The 15,399-nt window shown below is 46.9% G+C and carries 12 protein-coding genes, 1 tRNA gene and 2 rRNA genes (1 of these 15 running past the window's edge); 10 read left to right on the top strand and 5 right to left on the bottom strand.

Annotated features, from left to right (window positions below; translation table 11 throughout):
* A 23S ribosomal RNA gene (locus M1D61_RS21645) occupies nucleotides 1-1,385 on the top strand (it extends 1,539 nt beyond the left edge of the window).
* Nucleotides 1,386-1,456: 71 nt separating this feature from the next.
* Nucleotides 1,457-1,573, top strand: a 5S ribosomal RNA gene (rrf, locus tag M1D61_RS21640).
* A 315-nt stretch (nucleotides 1,574-1,888) separates the two neighbouring features.
* Here the strand turns inward: rrf and M1D61_RS21635 are convergent.
* Entirely contained in the window at nucleotides 1,889-2,512 is a 624-nt protein-coding gene (locus tag M1D61_RS21635) for a stalk domain-containing protein (protein ID WP_458120563.1), read from the bottom strand.
* Between the two features lie 588 nt (nucleotides 2,513-3,100).
* On the opposite strand from M1D61_RS21635, the gene guaB reads away from it, so the two are divergent.
* The 8 genes from guaB (at nucleotide 3,101) to M1D61_RS21595 (ending at nucleotide 12,190) form a co-directional block, all read left to right on the top strand.
* Entirely contained in the window at nucleotides 3,101-4,558 is a 1,458-nt protein-coding gene (gene guaB, locus M1D61_RS21630; protein WP_046216667.1) for an IMP dehydrogenase, read from the top strand.
* 411 nt (nucleotides 4,559-4,969) lie between these two features.
* Nucleotides 4,970-6,310 (top strand): D-alanyl-D-alanine carboxypeptidase family protein, encoded by a 1,341-nt coding sequence (locus M1D61_RS21625; protein WP_458122583.1) that lies wholly within the window; start codon nucleotides 4,970-4,972, stop codon nucleotides 6,308-6,310.
* A 274-nt stretch (nucleotides 6,311-6,584) separates the two neighbouring features.
* Entirely contained in the window at nucleotides 6,585-7,466 is an 882-nt protein-coding gene (pdxS, locus tag M1D61_RS21620; protein ID WP_046216668.1) for a pyridoxal 5'-phosphate synthase lyase subunit PdxS, read from the top strand.
* Between the two features lie 16 nt (nucleotides 7,467-7,482).
* Nucleotides 7,483-8,067: a pyridoxal 5'-phosphate synthase glutaminase subunit PdxT gene (pdxT, locus tag M1D61_RS21615; protein ID WP_458120562.1), complete on the top strand. Its 585-nt coding sequence runs from the start codon at nucleotides 7,483-7,485 to the stop codon at nucleotides 8,065-8,067.
* Between the two features lie 288 nt (nucleotides 8,068-8,355).
* Complete coding sequence (gene serS, locus M1D61_RS21610; RefSeq protein WP_458120561.1) at nucleotides 8,356-9,642, top strand: serine--tRNA ligase; 1,287 nt, start codon at nucleotides 8,356-8,358, stop codon at nucleotides 9,640-9,642.
* Nucleotides 9,643-9,703: 61 nt separating this feature from the next.
* Nucleotides 9,704-9,792: transfer RNA gene (locus tag M1D61_RS21605), tRNA-Ser, on the top strand.
* A 198-nt stretch (nucleotides 9,793-9,990) separates the two neighbouring features.
* Entirely contained in the window at nucleotides 9,991-10,890 is a 900-nt protein-coding gene (locus M1D61_RS21600; RefSeq protein WP_458120560.1) for a YitT family protein, read from the top strand.
* Nucleotides 10,891-11,116: 226 nt separating this feature from the next.
* Nucleotides 11,117-12,190, top strand: coding sequence for a hypothetical protein (locus M1D61_RS21595; protein WP_458120559.1), 1,074 nt, complete (start codon nucleotides 11,117-11,119; stop codon nucleotides 12,188-12,190).
* Nucleotides 12,191-12,273: 83 nt separating this feature from the next.
* Here M1D61_RS21595 and M1D61_RS21590 read toward each other — a convergent pair whose 3' ends face one another.
* The 4 genes from M1D61_RS21590 to motA all read right to left on the bottom strand — a co-directional run bounded on the left by M1D61_RS21590 (nucleotide 12,274) and on the right by motA (nucleotide 15,375).
* Nucleotides 12,274-12,897: a GNAT family N-acetyltransferase gene (locus M1D61_RS21590; protein ID WP_458120558.1), complete on the bottom strand. Its 624-nt coding sequence runs from the start codon at nucleotides 12,895-12,897 to the stop codon at nucleotides 12,274-12,276.
* A gap of 15 nt (nucleotides 12,898-12,912) precedes the next feature.
* The gene (gene tadA / locus M1D61_RS21585) at nucleotides 12,913-13,398 is read right to left on the bottom strand and encodes a tRNA adenosine(34) deaminase TadA (protein ID WP_052723929.1); all 486 of its coding nucleotides are present in this window, start codon (nucleotides 13,396-13,398) and stop codon (nucleotides 12,913-12,915) included.
* 335 nt (nucleotides 13,399-13,733) lie between these two features.
* Nucleotides 13,734-14,585: a flagellar motor protein MotB gene (locus M1D61_RS21580; RefSeq protein ID WP_458120557.1), complete on the bottom strand. Its 852-nt coding sequence runs from the start codon at nucleotides 14,583-14,585 to the stop codon at nucleotides 13,734-13,736.
* Complete coding sequence (gene motA / locus M1D61_RS21575) at nucleotides 14,569-15,375, bottom strand: flagellar motor stator protein MotA (protein WP_458120556.1); 807 nt, start codon at nucleotides 15,373-15,375, stop codon at nucleotides 14,569-14,571. The genes M1D61_RS21580 and motA overlap by 17 nt, the downstream gene beginning before the upstream one ends.
* Nucleotides 15,376-15,399: the final 24 nt, after the last annotated feature.

The raw sequence follows: 15,399 nt of genomic DNA, 5'->3' as shown, positions 1-15,399 counted from the left end.
TAAATCCGCACACTCCAAGGCCAGGCTGTGATGGGGAGCGAAAATTACAGTAGCGAAGGTCATGATCTCACACTGCCAAGAAAAGCCTCTAGCCAGGAAGCAGGTGCCCGTACCGCAAACCGACACAGGTGGGCGAGAAGAGAATTCTAAGGCGCGCGGAAGAACTCTCGTTAAGGAACTCGGCAAAATGACCCCGTAACTTCGGGAGAAGGGGTGCCCCGGTAGTGTGAATAGCACGAGGGGGCCGCAGTGAAAAGGCCCAAGCGACTGTTTAGCAAAAACACAGGTCTGTGCGAAGCCGCAAGGCGAAGTATACGGGCTGACGCCTGCCCGGTGCTGGAAGGTTAAGGGGAGTGGTTAGCGCAAGCGAAGCTATGAACCGAAGCCCCAGTAAACGGCGGCCGTAACTATAACGGTCCTAAGGTAGCGAAATTCCTTGTCAGGTAAATTCTGACCCGCACGAATGGCGTAACGATTTGGGCGCTGTCTCAACGAGAGATCCGGTGAAATTTTAATACCTGTGAAGATGCAGGTTACCCGCGACAAGACGGAAAGACCCCATGGAGCTTTACTGCAGCTTGATATTGAACTGGGGTGCGATTTGTACAGGATAGGTGGGAGCCTACGAAGAGGGAGCGCAAGCTTCCTTGGAGGCGCCGTTGGGATACCACCCTGATCGCATCTGAGTTCTAACCTGGTACCGTAATCCGGTACAGGGACCGTGTCAGGTGGGCAGTTTGACTGGGGCGGTCGCCTCCTAAAATGTAACGGAGGCGCCCTAAGGTTCCCTCAGAATGGTTGGAAATCATTCGAAGAGTGTAAAGGCATAAGGGAGCTTGACTGCGAGACCTACAAGTCGAGCAGGGACGAAAGTCGGGCTTAGTGATCCGGTGGTACCGCATGGAAGGGCCATCGCTCAACGGATAAAAGCTACCCTGGGGATAACAGGCTTATCTCCCCCAAGAGTCCACATCGACGGGGAGGTTTGGCACCTCGATGTCGGCTCATCGCATCCTGGGGCTGAAGTAGGTCCCAAGGGTTGGGCTGTTCGCCCATTAAAGCGGTACGCGAGCTGGGTTCAGAACGTCGTGAGACAGTTCGGTCCCTATCTGTCGTGGGCGTAGGAAATTTGAGAGGAGCTGTCCTTAGTACGAGAGGACCGGGATGGACGCACCGCTGGTGTACCAGTTGTTCCGCCAGGAGCATCGCTGGGTAGCTACGTGCGGAAGGGATAAGCGCTGAAAGCATCTAAGCGTGAAGCCCCCCTCAAGATGAGATTTCCCAATTAGTAAGACCCCTTGAAGACGACGAGGTAGATAGGTTGGGGGTGGAAGTGCAGCAATGCATGGAGCTGACCAATACTAATCGGTCGAGGGCTTATCCAAAAAGCTTCTAAAACAGCGAAGTTTCGTTTCGGATTCAGTTTTCAGGTGATTAACACCTGCAAGGTAAGACGTTTGGTGATGATGGCGGAGGGGTTCCACACGTACCCATCCCGAACACGACCGTTAAGCCCTCCAGCGCCGATGGTACTTGGACCGCAGGGTCCTGGGAGAGTAGGACGTTGCCAAGCGACGAAAAGAAAGACGTTATCCAACTGGATAACGTCTTTTTTGTATGGCTCCTGTTTAGATTAGTACTTAAATCATTGGTTTAATAAGAAGGAGCAATAGAGCGATAGAGTATTATAATACGCGATAAAGATTTTCATAACCTGTAAAACATAATTAATAGCAGTGTCTGCTGATTAGGCCACTCTACCATTTAATGTATAAATAAAAGACTCTTTCCCAATGGAAAGAGTCGTAGTAATATCTCACCAAACTATTTTTTTATGCATAATCTATTATTTACCTTAGTTTTTTGACTAACTTTAACACCATTACAATTAGTCGTCATTGCCAGTAGTATCATTATTCTGACTCGGGTTAGTCGATCCACCCGTAGTTGTGTCTACAGTAGTTCCAGAAGCAGGACTGCTTACTTCACCGCCAGTCGTAGAATCTACAGTTCCGCCATTGCTGTTTACCGTACCGCTATTGGTTGTTTCTGTGAACGGATTAGTTGTGCCTGTTGTATCTGTACTCGTACCTGTAGTACTACCATTTGAAGTTGTACCAGTTGTAGTATCAGTAGTCGTTCCTGTAGTGCTGCCAGTAGTACCTGTAGTGTCAGTAGTTGTTGTTCCATCTGAAGTAGAAGTACCTGCATACGTATTACCTGTAGTTGTAGTGAGCTGTACAGTGCTTGTAGCTGCATTATACACTACATTGGCGCCCATCAATTCTGCTGTAGCACGAATAGGAAGATAAGTAGTGCCGTTGTAGGTTAGAGGAGTTACGGCTTTGCCATTAGCGGTTTGCAGAGTCGCCGGATTACCATCTACCTCTACTTTGATTTGATCATTTAAATATGCAGTTACTTCCTCCATGTTTGTAGCAGCCAGTGCACCAGTACCTGTACCAATTAACAGAGCAGAACCAACGAGTAAAGAAGCAATACCTTTTTTCATAATCAATCTCCTTTCAATGCTATAGTGGTTTGTTTATAAAGTACCCAATATAATGGACCTTATTCATATATTTGGAAAAAACTTAGATGAAATTTTGAGTGGATTCGGATAAATGAGTCGGAACCAAAAATGTAACGCAGTTAAATACACTATGAAGTTATGGCTTTTTGCTTTGCATTGAAGGGTATAATTATGTTTTTATTTTTATATAAAGGTGGATGTACATGAGTATATGCTTGGTTAAAATGTTATTACACCCATGTCCTCTTAGAGAGGACATGAGTACTCCAGTTAAGAGCAAAGACTTGGAATTAGGGGATATTGTCGGAACGTTCTTGACAGCCTATAACCCCTTTGCTAAGATGGCAATAATATATTTTCAGAAACTTATTTTCAAGGCGTACATTTCCTTGTTATTTAAGGTTTTTAATAGAGTATCCGGTTGATTGAATACTTCTGAAAATAGCTTTAACGGAAGATTTCAGAGGGTTTACGATAGATGATCCTGGAAGTCTGTACAGAGTAGGCGAGCGGAATGAATTATTCAATATGGTGAGTATGAATTCAACTAAAGGGAGGAACATCCTCGTGTGGGAAACAAAATTTGCTAAAGAGGGACTAACATTTGATGACGTACTGTTAGTACCGCGTAAGTCCGAAGTGTTACCAAAAGAAGTGAGCGTAGCTACAACATTAAGCAAAAATGTAAAACTGAATGTGCCTTTGATCAGTGCAGGTATGGATACTGTTACGGAAGCTGCAATGGCTATTGCCATGGCTCGTGAAGGTGGTATCGGTGTTATTCACAAAAATATGCCTGTTGAACAGCAGGCTGAAGAAGTAGATCGTGTAAAACGTTCCGAGAGTGGTGTTATTACCAATCCATTCTCGCTCACTCCGGACAAAATGGTATCTGATGCAGAAGCAGTTATGGCTAAATACCGTATCTCCGGTGTACCGATTGTAGACGAAAACAAAACACTGGTCGGCATTATTACCAACCGCGATCTGCGTTTTATTCATGACTACAACATGAAAATCAGCGAAGTGATGACCAGCGAGAATCTGGTAACTGCTCCGGTAGGTACTACACTGCAGGAAGCCGAAGTACTTCTGCAAAAGCATAAAATCGAAAAACTGCCTCTGGTGGATGATAACAATATCCTCAAAGGTCTGATCACGATCAAAGATATCGAAAAAGCGATCCAATTCCCAAATGCAGCGAAGGATGCTCAAGGGCGTCTACTGGTCGGTGCGGCTGTTGGTGTGTCCCAGGATGCATTTGCACGTGCAGAAGCACTGGTTAACGCCGGTGTAGACCTTCTTGTCGTAGACTCCGCACACGGTCATCACATTAACATTTTGGATGCGGTTCGCAAGCTGCGCTCCATGTTCCCTGAGCTGACGATTGTAGCAGGCAATGTGGCTACAGGCGAAGCTACCCGTGATCTGATTCAGGCAGGTGCTTCTGTTGTTAAGGTTGGTATCGGTCCGGGATCGATTTGTACAACTCGTGTTATCGCTGGTATCGGCGTACCACAGGTTACCGCGATCTATGATTGTGCTACTGTAGCCCGTGAGTATGGCGTACCGATCATTGCAGATGGCGGTATCAAGTACTCCGGTGAAATCACCAAAGCACTGGCAGCAGGCGCGGATGCAGTTATGCTGGGCAGTATGTTTGCCGGTACAGAAGAAAGCCCGGGCGAATCCGAAATCTATCAGGGTCGTCGTTTCAAAGTATACCGTGGTATGGGTTCCATGGCTGCGATGAAGCAGGGTAGTAAAGATCGTTACTTCCAGGACGATGACAAAAAGCTCGTTCCGGAAGGCATTGAAGGCCGTGTCGCTTACAAAGGACCATTGTCGGATACTGTTCATCAGCTTATTGGTGGCCTGCGCTCCGGTATGGGTTACTGTGGTACAGCTGATTTGACTGAATTGCGCAATGATACGCAATTTGTCCGCATCACTGGTGCCGGTCTGCGTGAGAGTCACCCGCATGATATTCAGATCACCAAAGAAGCACCGAACTACTCTCTGTAATATAGAGTGTTCTGTTCTGCACTATATGATTGACGTTAGGACAAGCTTGTGATTTTCAGCAAGCTTGTCTTTTTTTGCATGTCGCCGTGTGCTAAAATGAGAAAGTCATTGTGATATTGGGCTTTTCCGTATGCTAGGCCTGTTACATAAGCAGCTATTGCATCGAATGGGTCATTGATTGGCTCTGGTGAATAGCTGAATTATCCGGGATTGAATCATTGTGATCATTCGGATATAGGATTTTACCGGCTATCATCATTATGGAACTGCAAGAATGCCAAATGCTGTATATTACATGAACAACATAAGCTACGATTTGAGGGGAGCATTAATACATTGGAACGCAAGTTATTAACGCAAAAAGGTAAGAAGTCGAAACGTCAATTGATCAAAAAAAGTGTAGCATCGCTGATGCTTGTAAATATGCTATGTATATCTACGATTATTCCTACGGCTGCTATGGCAGCATCTGCTGCTACATCCAATACTGCTGCAGATTCAAAGTCCACAGAAGCAGCTGATACTAAAACAGGGTCTGCTGTATCCAATATCAAGGCTCCTGAGCTGCAAGTAAAATCTGCAGTATTGATGGAAGCGTCAACCGGTAAGATTTTGCTTTCAATTAATAGCGATGAAGCTCTGCCGCCTGCGAGTATGTCCAAAATGATGACAGAGTACCTGGTGTCCGACTACGTTAAACAGGACAAGATCAAATGGGATGATGAAGTAACTGTATCCGAGAACGCAGCAGCCCAGATCGGTTCGCGTGTATTCCTGGCTGCAGGTGACAAACATACTGTGCTGGATTTATACAAAGCCATGGCTATTGGTTCAGCCAACGATGCTTCTGTAGCACTGGCTGAACATATTGGAGGAACAGAGAAAGACTTTGTTAAACTGATGAATGCCAAAGCCAAAGAATTTGGGATGAAAACAGCTCATTTCGCTAACTCTACAGGCCTTAACGTTGCCGATATGCCGGAAGCGAGCCGTCCGGATGATGGTAAAGAAACGATTATGTCGGCGATGGATACGGCTATTCTGGCTCGTCATATTGTCGATGATCATCCAGACTTTAGCGATGTAACCAGTATTCAATCGTTCAAGTTCCGTCCAACAGATAAAGATCCGGTTGTAAACTGGAACTGGATGCTGGAATCTAACTCTTCCATTACTAACTTCAAAGCTTATGCCTACCCAGGTCTGGATGGCCTCAAGACGGGTCATACGGCGGCTGCCAAGCAGTGTTTTACAGGAACAGCAGAACGTAACGGTATGCGTCTAATCAGCGTGGTCATGGGAGCAGAAACCGAAGCAGAGCGCTTTAAGCAAACGAAAAAGGTACTTGATTACGGCTTTGATAACTTTGAAGTAAAACAAATTATCGGTGCAAAATCAGCGGTATCCGGTCTAGCGACCATCCCTGTAGTCAAGGGTGCAGCAACAGAGGTGCCTGTTGTAACGGATGCAGCAGTTAACGTAGTTGTACCAAAAGGCACAGAGCCTAAAAACGTAACTTATACTGTAGCTCAATCCGATGAAGCGGCACGTACTGCTCCAATCGCAGCAAGCAAAGCGCTTGGCACGATTACGTATACGTACAAAAATGACAGCATCGCTCAGGATCAGGTGACTACCGTAAACCTGATCGCTGCCGAGCCTGTCGAAAAGGGAAGCTGGCTGCGCCTGTTCTTCCGTTCGATCGGAGATCTGTTTGGCGACTTGTTCGACTCTGTCAAAAACATGTTCTAATCGATTATCATTGCTGCTGCTGACGGGGAGTATGGCGCATTTTGATAACACGTCATAACTTCCTTGGACGGCTGCTTTTTCACTTTACCCGCTCGAAGTAAATGTATTGTATATTGCAGAAGTGTCATGTAAAATTATGAGTTAGATTCTGTCCTGTAATCTGCGCTGGCAGTGCGTATAACTTCGATAGCGTAGGCTGACGGAATCATATTATTTTAGGAAGTCAGCATTATGCGATGCACAATGCTTACAGAAAGAATCAGGAGGCATGGACATGGAAACTGGTACATCGAGAGTTAAAAGAGGTATGGCAGAAATGCAAAAAGGCGGCGTCATCATGGACGTCATGAATGCGGAGCAGGCAAAAGTAGCCGAAGCTGCTGGTGCGACAGCGGTTATGGCTCTCGAGCGTGTACCTTCTGATATTCGTGCAGCCGGCGGAGTAGCCCGTATGGCTGATCCGACGATTGTGGAAGAAGTCATGAAAGTGGTATCCATTCCTGTTATGGCCAAAGCACGTATTGGTCACTATGTAGAAGCTAAAGTACTGGAGTCACTGGGTGTGGATTATCTCGATGAGAGCGAAGTATTGACCCCTGCTGATGAAGTATTTCATATTGATAAACACGATTTTACCGTACCATTCGTATGTGGTGCCAAAGATTTGGGCGAAGCACTGCGTCGTATTGGCGAAGGTGCATCGATGATTCGTACAAAGGGTGAGCCAGGAACAGGCAACATCGTTGAAGCAGTACGTCATATGCGTCATATTAACAGCCAGATCCGCAAAGTACAGAACATGTCCAAGGACGAACTGTATGCAGAAGCGAAAAACCTGGGTGTAGCCTATGATCTGCTGATTGGCGTACATGAGAACGGCAAGCTGCCGGTAGTTAACTTTGCAGCCGGTGGAGTAGCAACACCAGCGGATGCGGCACTGATGATGCATCTGGGTGCTGACGGCGTATTCGTAGGCTCCGGTATTTTCAAATCGGACAGCCCTGAAAAATTTGCCCGTGCTATTGTCGAAGCAACGACGCACTTTAACGATTACAAGCTGATCGCCGAAGTATCCAAAAATCTGGGTGCTCCGATGAAAGGTATTGAAATCTCCAAATTAACTGCGGGCGAGCGCATGCAGGACCGCGGCTGGTAAGAAAGAAGGATTGCACATGAAAATCGGTGTCTTGGCACTGCAGGGTGCCGTCGCAGAGCATATCCGCAGTCTGCAGCTGGCAGGAGCGGAAGCAGTTACTGTCAAGCGTGTAGAGCAGCTGGACGAGATCGACGGAATTGTTATTCCCGGCGGTGAGAGTACAACGATCGGCAAGCTGATGCGTCAATATGGCTTTATAGAAGCTTTACAGCAGTTTTCTGCCCAGGGCAAGCCGCTATTTGGAACTTGTGCCGGATTGATCGTGCTGGCTGAGCGGATTGCCGGTCACGATCAGGCGCATCTGTCCCTGATGAATATGACCGTGTCCCGTAATGCTTTTGGCAGACAGCGGGAGAGCTTTGAGACGGATCTGGAAGTCAGAGGAATCGATGAACCGATTCGTGCAGTATTTATCCGTGCACCGCTGATTCAGGAAGTCGGCGAAGGTGTGGAAGTATTGTCTGTGTATCGGGATGAGATTGTAACGGCAAGGCAGGGACATTTGCTGGCCTGCTCCTTCCATCCGGAACTGACGGACGATTATCGTCTTCATCAGTACTTTGCGGATATGGTGGCACAGTCACTGTCTGCTGCCCATTAATCTGTCTATTGCCGCTATACAGGATGAAGCAGTAGGTTCATCCTGTATGTAGAAACGCAGGAACGTATACAAGCAGGAATGTATAGGATAGACCATACCTTAACTCTTGGCAGCTTCCGCAGACAGGATCGTATTTCTCTTTGCGGATTGCGGCAAGTTCTCACTTGCCCGGTACAGTGTAGTGTTCTTCCAGCAGATTAGAGCCTTTACAGGCTGCTGCGGAAGGACTGCCCTGTCGGCGAAAAAGAGAACCGGGAGTTAAGGTTATTTTATTAGGAGGGGTTATTTATGTTAGATGTCAAAATACTGCGTAATGACTACGATCGTGTAGCCACAGCGCTGCAAAACCGCGGCAAATCGCTGGATCTGATCGCAGGCTTCCCGGAGCTGGATACCAAGCGCCGCGAGCTGCTGCAGGAGACCGAGCAGCTGAAAAACCGCCGGAATACCGTATCCGGAGAAGTGGCTCAGCGTAAAAAAAATAAAGAAGATGCCGAAGAACTGATTCTGGAAATGCGTCAGGTATCCGATCGGATCAAAGCATTGGACGAGGAAATCCGTAACCTGGAGACCGAGATCGACGCGCTGACCCTGTCCATTCCGAACTTGCCTCACAGCAGCGTTCCTGTAGGTGTATCCGAAGACGATAATGTGGAAGTACGACGCAATGGCGAACCACGCCAGTTTGATTTCACACCAAAAGCACACTGGGATGTGGCACAGGATCTGGGGATTCTCGATTTTGAAGCCGGCGCTAAGGTAACAGGGTCCCGTTTTACTTTTTATAAAGGAATGGGTGCACGTCTGGAGCGCGCGTTGATTAACTTTATGATGGATCTGCACAGTGAAGAGCACGGCTATGAAGAGATTCTGCCGCCATATATCGTTAACCGTGATAGCCTGGTAGGTACGGGCCAGCTGCCGAAGTTTGAAGAAGATCTGTTCAAACTGACTGATTCGGACTACTATCTGATTCCTACAGCTGAAGTGCCGGTAACCAACTACCATCGTGAAGAGATTCTGTCCAAAGAAGATCTGCCCAAGCACTATGTTGCCTACAGCTCCTGCTTCCGTTCCGAAGCCGGTGCAGCCGGACGGGATACACGCGGTCTGATTCGTCAGCACCAGTTCAACAAGGTCGAGCTGATTAAACTGGTTGAACCGGAGACTTCTTATGAAGAATTGGAGAAAATGACAGCCAATGCGGAGCGCGTACTGCAGCTGCTGGGTCTGCCATACCGTGTACTGGCTCTCTGTACCGCCGATATGGGCTTCAGTGCGGCCAAAACTTATGATCTGGAAGTATGGCTGCCGGAAAGCAATATGTATCGTGAGATCTCTTCCTGCTCGAACGTAGAGGACTTCCAGGCGCGCCGTGCAAGTATCCGCTATCGAAAAGACAGCAAGGGCAAGCCGGAATTCGTACACACGCTGAACGGTTCGGGTCTGGCTGTAGGCCGTACGGTAGCTGCCATTCTGGAGAACTACCAGCAGGAAGACGGAAGTGTCGTGGTACCTGAAGTGCTTCGTCCGTATATGCGCGGTGTAGAAGTAATTGGCGGTACAGCGAAATAAAAGTTGTCATGACTAAAGATGTATGATATGATATTTGTGTTGTGCAATATTAGCATTTAATGGAGAGGTACCGAAGCGGTCATAACGGGGCGGTCTTGAAAACCGTTAGGGTGCAAGCCCACGTGGGTTCGAATCCCACCCTCTCCGCCATACATCTACAATAACCAAGTCGTTCCGAACAGGGACGGCTTTTTTTGTGTTTCTGTATAATACCCGCTTGATTTATATAGGATGAACCGCCAGTTTATGCCATAATATAAAGGTGAACGTTGTGCATTTTCCATGCAGTTGGAAAAAAGTTGCCACCATGTGGCATGAAAATACGTACATAGAAAAAGGAGGATCGCCATGGCTGTCAAACAACCTCCAGTATCCGAGTTCGCACCGGTAGAACACGGAAGACGTTCACTGAAGAGTACGCTGATTCGCTCGCTGCTGATTGTCCTCGGGGCTATGACGGTAGCCGCTTCACTTGAGCTGTTTCTGGTACCCAATAATATTACGGATGGCGGGATTACAGGCATATCCATTATCATGTCTTTTTTGACGGGATGGAAACTGGGTGTATTTCTGTTCGTGCTGAATATGCCATTTCTCGTGCTTGGTTATAAGCAGATTGGCAAAACTTTTGCTTTATCCACACTGCTGGGCATTACTGTGATGTCGATAGGCACACTGCTGCTGCATCCGGTAGAAGCAGTAGTAAAGGAAACGGTGCTGGCTTTTGTATTTGGCGGGATGTTCCTCGGATTGGGGACAGGACTGGTTCTGCGCTCCGGAGGATCGCTCGATGGAACAGAGATTATCGCTATTTTGCTGTCCCGGCGGTCGGTTTTCTCGGTAGGGGAAATCGTTATGATTCTGAACGTATTTATACTCTGCGGCGCAGGATTTGTATTTGGTTGGGACCGGGCAATGTATTCCATTATCGCGTATTATATTGCTACCAAGGTTATCGATATTACAATCGATGGCCTGGATCAGTCCAAGTCGGTATGGATTATTAGCGAACGAACACATGATATTGGCGATGCGATTATCAGCCGACTCGGAAGAACGGTTACTTATTTATCCGGAGAAGGTGGATTCTCGGGGGAAGAAAAGAAAGTGATTTTCTGCGTCATTTCCCGGCTGGAAGAAGCCAAGCTCAAAGAGATTGTAAATCATTTTGACGAAAATGCATTCATGGCGGTAGGTAATATCCACGATGTCAAAGGTGGCCGTTTCAAAAAACAGGATATTCATTAAAGCCCCCTCTGCAGGAAGAAATTAGATATAATCTGGTACAAAAAGGTGACTATCCTAATTTATGTGTTATATTGAACGGCTTTAGCAGTTATTTATAACCAATTTAAGGTTTGTCATTTAAAATGCTGCCAAAATGGTTTATCATGGATGCGGAGTCCGTAAACCGTTTGCTTTTGACAAGTGGAGCAATACTTCATTGATGGACACAAACGAAAGGGGTAACAACATGAACAAAAGATTGACTGGAAGCCTTTTGGCGATCCTGCTGGTATTTACACTAGCACTGGTAGGCTGTACCAAGAAAGAAGAACCTAAAGCGGCTGTAAAAGCAGCAGCAACCAACGCTGCCCAAATGACATCGTATGCAATGACAAGTCAGTTTAAAATTACAAATCTGGCATTTACAACTGCCGATGGTAAAGCATCTACAGATCCGACCACTGCACAGATTGCTAATACGCTGAAAAATGCGCAGGTCTCTGTAACCGGTATGTATCAAAGCAACCCGATGCAAACGGAAATGACGATGAACGTAAACCTGAGCGATGGCGCTATCAATATCAAGCTGCCAATGATCATGACACAGGAAACCATGTATGTAAAAATTCCGCAAATTCCAATGCTGCCTCTGCCAGAGACAGTAGTCGGTAAATTCCTGAAGCTGGATCTGAAAGAGCTGGCTGAAATGGAAGGACAGGAATATAAGCCGCTGAGCGTAGAGACCAGCCAAAAGCTGTCCCAGGAGCTGTCCAGCGCGGTACTGGATAAATACGATCAAGCGAAATATTTCAAAGATATAGACAAAAAAGATGCAGCCCTGCCTGAAGGCGTGGATGCCAAGCAGGTTGTTCAATTCGCAGTAACGAACGAAAATGCCAAAGAAGCCGTAACCATTTTCGTGAAACAGGCACTGCCAGCTGTACTGGATGTACTATCCAAGGAAGAATACCGTTCTGCACTAAATATCACGCAATCGGATCTTGATGAAGTGAAAAAATCACTGCAGTCTGAAGATTCCCAGAACGAATTCACCAAAACGGTGAATGAGATGGATAAATACATGACGCTGAATCAGTTCCATGTAGATACAGCAATCAACGATGACAACTTCCCGGTATATCAAAAGATGGTTATGGATGCGGTATTCGCCAATCCGGATACCAAAGAAAACGTGAAGGTAGCACTGGAAGGAAGCAGCCAGTACTCCAAAATCAATGAAAAACAAACATTCAGCCTGGGTATTCCAACAGGTGATGATGTTGTAACAATGGATCAACTGCAGCAGGAAATGGGCTACTAAGATCTGGAATTCGCAGCGTAAATGATGAAGACAGGGAAGCCGCTTATGCAGCTTTTCACTATTTCAGACAAAAGCCTCACCGTTCATAGCGAACGGTGAGGCTTTTTCTGTTGAGACCCTGATATACCGGCGGTGGAAGAGAAAGAAGGTTCCTCCAAGTCACTGGCGAGAATGGCATAGATCTGATGATCTTCCCACTGGCCGTTAATTTTGACGAGCTGACGGGCAATGCCTTCCGGCTGGAAGCCGCATTTCTCCACTACACGGCGTGAGGCTGTATTATGGGGGATAATTCCCGCCTGGATACGATGCAGCCCCAGAGAGCGAAATGCGTACTCCACAATCAGTTTGACGGCAGCTGTCATATAACCTTTTCCCTGATGAAGATGACTCAGCGAATATCCGATTTCGGCGAACTGACCCACACCGCGCACAATATGACTGAGCGAGATGGTCCCGATCAGCTGCTGACTCTGTGTGATAAAGATGCCAAACAGATATCCCCAGTCCTCTGCCGCTTCCTGGCGGCGCCGGTAGATCAGATCGAGCTGGCTGGCTAATGTAAAGAATTCTTCCGGATACCTTGGTTCATATTGCTGATTGGCTTCCCGGCTCTGAAGACGGAGCTGCAGCAGGGACTCGGCATCATCGGGATGAAGCTGCCGGACATGAATTCCTGTATGGGCATGGTAAAGCTCAATAGACATCGATCCATCCTCCTTTTACTCAGGCTGCAGTGGCTTCGGTTTCTTGAGGCGAAGTCGAAGCTCGCGGAAGAAGCGGGTTAACAGCGAGGCGCATTCTTCCTGCAGAATGCCTTCCAGCACTTCGGTACGATGATTAAACCTTGGTTCCTGGAGCAGATTCATCAGGGTACCCGCACAGCCGGCCTTGGGATCGACGGTACCGTAGACGACATTGGGAATACGGCTCTGTACGATAGCTCCTGCACACATCGGGCAGGGCTCCAGCGTTACGTATAATGTACAGTCTAATAGCCGCCAGGAACTGAGCGATTCACTCGCTTCCCGGATCGCCAAAATTTCGGCATGGGCGGTAGCATCGTGAGTCGTCTCCCGCAAATTATAACCGCGTCCGACGATCTCATTATTTTTGACAATAACCGCACCGATAGGTACTTCACCCAGTTTTTCTGCCTTTTCCGCTTCCCGGATGGCCTCTCTCATCCAGTGCGTATGTTGTTCCATTAAAATTGAAAACACTTCCTTTTTGTATGACTATTTATCGTACTTGTACATCGAACAAATATTCGTTGTTAACAGCTTGTGGATAGAATTGTGGATAACTTTATTTTGCTGTGGAAAACCTTGCTGTGTAAGCGTTCTGTGGATAAATAAGTACAAATAAATCATCCGAAATGCCTGAATATCATGATTTATGCCCTTATATAATTGTAGGCAATACCGGATTTCTTTTCAATCGGCTAAGACAAACAGATTGATGAAAAAGCCAAAAACAGGCGGATACAGAATGCTCTGTATCCGCCTGTTTTGAAGAAGATCGCGGTGTAACTTATTATTTATTATTTGTTGTTATCTGAGATCGATTGAAGAGTAGGTTTCACGTCATTGTCTACATATTTACGGACAATGGCCACTTCAACCCGGCGGTTCTTGGCACGACCCACATTGTTGCCGTTACTGTCGATTGGGCGATATTCACCATAACCGATCGCACTGAATTTGCGCGGATCCAGATTCTTGTTTAGCAGCATAATCTGCATAAAGTTGAGTGCACGATCCGAACTCAGATTCCAGTTGGATGTATACCGGGAATTCGAGATTGGAATATTGTCCGTATGGCCGGAGACAATAACATCGTAATTTGGAATTTCCTGCAGAATGAAGGCCAAGGACTTGGCGAGCTTGCGGGAGTCTGGCTTCACGGTAGCCTGTCCGGAAGCGAACAGGGTATTATCACTGATTGTAATGCTCAGTTCGGACTGGTTCAGCTTGGTAGTCAGCTGAGTGCTCAATCCATTTTCCTTGATATACTTATCCAGCTTGCGCTTAAGGTCTTCCAGATCCTTCTGTTCCTGCTTTTTCAAATGCTCGCGCAGTTTTTGCTTGGAATTGGCTGATGTATCCTGAGGTGAAGCAGCTGCTGCAGCTGCTGTTGAATCCTGAGGATCTTTGTTCGGTACTTTACCTGCAGTTGGAGCCATCGCGTTCTCGTTAAGTACGCCTGTACCTCCGGAAAATGCAGCACTGAGTGCCTGAGCCATCTGTTCAAACTTGGCTGCATCCATTGAACTCATGGAGAACAGGGTAATGAACAGAGCGAGCAGCAGCGTCATTAAGTCGGAATAGGGAAGCAGCCAGCTTTCATCCGCATGCTCCTCATGTGGTTCATGCCGTTTACCCTTCTTGCTCACTGGCGTTACCTCCTCCATCAGCATCCATTGCAGCTACTTCTGTAGGGGTCAGGAACACAGACAGTTTCTGGCTGATGGCCATGGTTGATACGCCTGATTGGATAGACAGAAGTCCTTCGACCATCATCAGCTTTACTTCGACTTCTGTTTTGGACAGACGCTTCAACTTGTTGGCCATCGGATGCCAGAGTACGTAACCACTAAAGATACCGAGAACGGTTGCGATAAACGCACCGGCGATTGCGTGAGACAGTTTACCCATATCACTCAAATCGGCAAGTGCAGCGATTAGACCTACTACGGCACCGAGTACGCCGAGTGTAGGAGCATACATACCTGCTTGGGTAAAAATTAGGGCACCCGAACGGTGACGCTCCTCGGTTGCATTAATATCTTCCATCAGAACATCCTGAACGAATTCCTGATCGTTACCATCAATGATCATACGCATACCATTGCGAAGGAAGGTATTATCAATCTCTTCGACTTTGGATTCCAGTGCAAGCAATCCTTCACGACGGGTAATGGAAGCCCATTCCATAAACATACGTACCAATTCTGTTTTGCTCATAAGCGGTTTTTCTTTGAAAATAATACCGAAAAGCTTGGGAATACGTTTTACTTCCGGCATCGGGAATGCCATAAAAATCGTACCTGCCGTACCTACGAAAATAATAACGTATGCTGCAGGGTTGTTGACCAAACTGATCAGTGGAGCTCCTTTGAGCATCATCCCGACAACCAGGGATAAAAACCCAAGTGCCAGACCAATAATTGTTGAAATTTGCATAATACACCTCGTCCATGAGTATAT

Source organism: Paenibacillus sp. Z6-24 (genome assembly GCF_054161335.1).
Note: the sequence above shows the minus strand (reverse complement) of the source record. Positions and strands in the feature narration are given on the sequence as shown.

Bases quoted from the DNA above. Each gene is read 5' to 3' on its own strand.
- serS (WP_458120561.1), top strand. From the start codon at position 8,356: ATGTTAGATGTCAAAATACTGCGTAATGACTACGATCGTGTAGCCACA.
- pdxS (WP_046216668.1), top strand. From the start codon at position 6,585: ATGGAAACTGGTACATCGAGAGTTAAAAGAGGTATGGCAGAAATGCAA.
- M1D61_RS21600 (WP_458120560.1), top strand. From the start codon at position 9,991: ATGGCTGTCAAACAACCTCCAGTATCCGAGTTCGCACCGGTAGAACAC.
- tadA (WP_052723929.1), bottom strand. From the start codon at position 13,398: ATGGAACAACATACGCACTGGATGAGAGAGGCCATCCGGGAAGCGGAA.
- motA (WP_458120556.1), bottom strand. From the start codon at position 15,375: ATGCAAATTTCAACAATTATTGGTCTGGCACTTGGGTTTTTATCCCTG.
- M1D61_RS21595 (WP_458120559.1), top strand. From the start codon at position 11,117: ATGAACAAAAGATTGACTGGAAGCCTTTTGGCGATCCTGCTGGTATTT.
- M1D61_RS21590 (WP_458120558.1), bottom strand. From the start codon at position 12,897: ATGTCTATTGAGCTTTACCATGCCCATACAGGAATTCATGTCCGGCAG.
- M1D61_RS21625 (WP_458122583.1), top strand. From the start codon at position 4,970: ATGCTTGTAAATATGCTATGTATATCTACGATTATTCCTACGGCTGCT.
- pdxT (WP_458120562.1), top strand. From the start codon at position 7,483: ATGAAAATCGGTGTCTTGGCACTGCAGGGTGCCGTCGCAGAGCATATC.
- M1D61_RS21635 (WP_458120563.1), bottom strand. From the start codon at position 2,512: ATGAAAAAAGGTATTGCTTCTTTACTCGTTGGTTCTGCTCTGTTAATT.